At 69.2% G+C, this 3,128-nt stretch carries 2 protein-coding genes; both read left to right on the forward strand.

All coding sequences use genetic code 11. From position 1 onward, the window contains the following. On the forward strand, positions 1-959 hold a 959-nt coding region (locus B9S61_RS35080), incomplete at its 5' end, for an IS4 family transposase (protein ID WP_103545782.1). 174 nt (positions 960-1,133) lie between these two features. Next, entirely contained in the window at positions 1,134-2,444 is a 1,311-nt protein-coding gene (locus B9S61_RS35085) for an IS1380 family transposase (protein ID WP_103545783.1), read from the forward strand. Positions 2,445-3,128 lie beyond the last annotated feature (684 nt).

Below are 3,128 nucleotides of genomic sequence, written 5' to 3' on the forward strand. Positions count from 1 at the left end.
GGCGTCCGGCATCGACAGGGTCGCTGACCAAGGCCCGCTCCCGGCTGGGGGCGGGGGCGCTTCGGGTGCTGTTCGACCGGGTGCGCGGAGCGCAGGGCACGCCGGCCACGCCGGGGGTGTTCTGGCGGAACCTGCGTCTGACCTCGCTGGACGGCACCACCTTCAACGTCCCCGACAGTGCGGCGAACTCCGCCGCGTACACCCGGCCTGTGACCGAGGCCCGGCAGGGGCCCTATCCACAGGTGCGGCTGCTGGCCCTGGTCGAGTGCGGCACCCTGGCCGTGATCGCAGCGGTCTTCGACTCCCTCGCGGTCGGGGAACGCACCCTGGCCACACGCCTGTTGCCGGTGATCGAGCGGGGCACGCTGCTGCTGGCCGACCGGGGCTTCCCCTCCTACGACCTGTTCACCGCAGCCGCGGGCCGGGGCGCTGAGCTGTTGTGGCGCGCGAGCGCGTCGTTCACCCTGCCCGTCATCGAGGTACTCCACGACGGCACCTGTCTCTCCCGCCTCAACGGGCCACGCGGACAGCGCATCACCGTCCGGGTGATCGAGTACACCGTGCACAGCACCGCCGAGGGCGCCGACGGCTCCACCACCGAGTCCTCGGAACTGTTCTGCCTGATCACCACCCTCCTCGACCCGGACACCGCCCCGGCCACCGAACTCGCCGAGCTCTACGCACGTCGCTGGACCAGCGAAACGATCTACCGGTCGATCAAGGTCGAGCAACGCGGCGGCCGCACCGCGACCCTGCGCTCCAACAGCCCCGAAATGGTCGCCCAGGAACTGTGGGCGATGCTCTGCGTCTACCAGTCCGTACGCCACCTGGCCACCGACAGCGCGACCCAGGACGGCATCCCACCAGCCCAGATCAGCTTCAAGCACGCCCTGCACGCCGCCCAGCGAACCGTCGGGGCGGACTTTCCCCCCTCCACGCCTGACCACCAAGATCCGTGACATCGGCGCCGACCTGATCCGCACCGCCACCCGGCCACGGCCCGGCCGCCGATCACCCCGCGCCACCAAGGCCCGACACGTCAACTGGCCCACACTCCAACCAGATCAACCCGCCACCGAACGCGTCACCTACACCATCCAGCTCCACACACTCACACCACGACCACAGTCACCCTGAAACGATCAAAGAAGCGACGTTGCGGTCTGGGCCGGCTGGTCGCCGGGAAGGTGACGCTGACCGGCGCGAAGAATGGTGCTGGCACGGCCGCCGACGCGAAGACGATGAGCATCGTGGCCGGGATGACGTCAGGCGCCGACTCCATCGAGGACCTGGACGTGCTGCGTCAGGGCGGGCTGCCCAAGCTGTTCGGCGGGGTGCGGGCACCTTCGACGCTGGGCACGTTCCTGCGCGCATTCACCTGGGGACACGTACGGCAACTGGAGTCCGCCATACGGTCGTTCACCTGCAACCTGGCCACGCACACAGGGTTCGTTCCGGCCGGGGACGAGGTGGTGTTCGTCGATATCGATTCCAAGGTCAAGCAGGTCTACGGCCCGGCCAAGCAGGGCGCCTCCTTCGGCTACACCAAGGTCCGCGGCCTCCACTTCCAGATCGTCACCGTCAAGACGGTCACCTGTGCGCCAGTCATCGTCGCCACCCGGCTACGCAAGGGCTCCGCGAACTCCGGGAAGGGGGCGGCCAGTCTGCTGCGCGAGGCCCTGTCCACGGTGCGGGCCATGGGCATCACCGCGCAGATCGTCGTACGGGCCGACTCGGCGTACTTCTCGTACAAGGTCGTCGACGTCTGCCGCAAGGCCGGCGTGCGCTTCTCCCTCGCGGTCGCGGTGAAGAAGACCATCCGCACCGCGATCGAGCAGATACCCGCCGACGCCTGGACGGCGATCGCATACACGAACGCGATCTGGGACAGCGAGGAAGACCGCTGGATCTCCGACGCGGAGATCGCCGAGATCCCTTTCACCGCGTTCACCAGCAAGAAGAAGACCTTCCACACCACGGCCCGCTTGATCGTGCGCCGGGTCAAGCGGCTGAACCCGAAGTCGGTGCCCGACGGGCAGGCCGAACTGTTCGGGGTCTGGCGCCACCACGTCATCTTCACCGACAGTCCGTTCGTCCTGGCCCAGGCCGAGCCGATGCACCGCGAACACGCCTGCGTGGAGCAGGTCTTTGCCGATCTGGAGGACTCCGCCCTCGGCCACCTGCCCTCGGGGAAGTTCACCGCGAACGCCGCCTGGCTGACCCTGGCGGCCGCCGCCTACAACCTCACCCGCGCCGCCGGCCGCCTCGCCTCGGTCTTCCACGCCAAGGCGCGGACCGGCACCATCCGCCGGCACCTGATCCACATCCCGGCCCGCCTCGCCACCCGCGCCTGCACCATCACCCTGCACCTCCCCGAACGCTGGCGCTGGGCCGACGACTTCACCGACCTGTGGACGGCCACCGGACAACGCGCCCAGACCTGACCCGCCGGACCGACCGCCCGCCCACGACCCGAAAGACCTCGGAGAACCCGCCACCGGAACGGCCATCCGGAAAACACCACTGCCCAAATCCGAAGATCCACCCCGAAAGCGATCACACCGCGCAATCAGAGATCACGCGGTGGATCGAGGCTCAGGAGACGGAGCTCCATGCCTACCTTCTGGAACCGGCGACTGCGGCTTTGCCGGATCACATCCATCGCTCCCGGTGTCGTCTCTACGCTGCGTCATGCTATTGATCGCTGAGACGCAAGCGGGGGCTCTCGGCCCAGTCCGCACACAGTCCGCAGGACACCCGATCGGGACCGTCGCACCCCATCGCTGGCCAACACCAAAAGGCCAGGTCAGCGACCCACAGGGACGATCCCCGCAGGTCGCCGACCCGGCCCGTTACTTGGAGACCAAGAAGGCCTGACCTCTGCCTGGCCTGACCTGCGCTTTCGCGGGTCGCATCGCCTGGCTGACCGCACCCGGTCCGCAGTCCGCCGAGCACGGCGTCCCTGATGGCCCGGGTGCGGTCTTCTTCTGCCCGGCGAAGCCTGATCCGCAGCCGGGCACCCGGACGGACGGGCCGACGGCCGCCCTGCGCCTGTCGGCGGTGGTGCCACGCCGGGCGGCCTGAGGCGGGGTGGCCGGCAGGTCCGCCGGGAGCCGGGGACGGCGGGG

This window comes from Streptomyces sp. SM1, from assembly GCF_002910825.1.
In the GTDB taxonomy this organism is placed as follows: Bacteria; Actinomycetota; Actinomycetes; order Streptomycetales; family Streptomycetaceae; genus Streptomyces; species Streptomyces okerensis.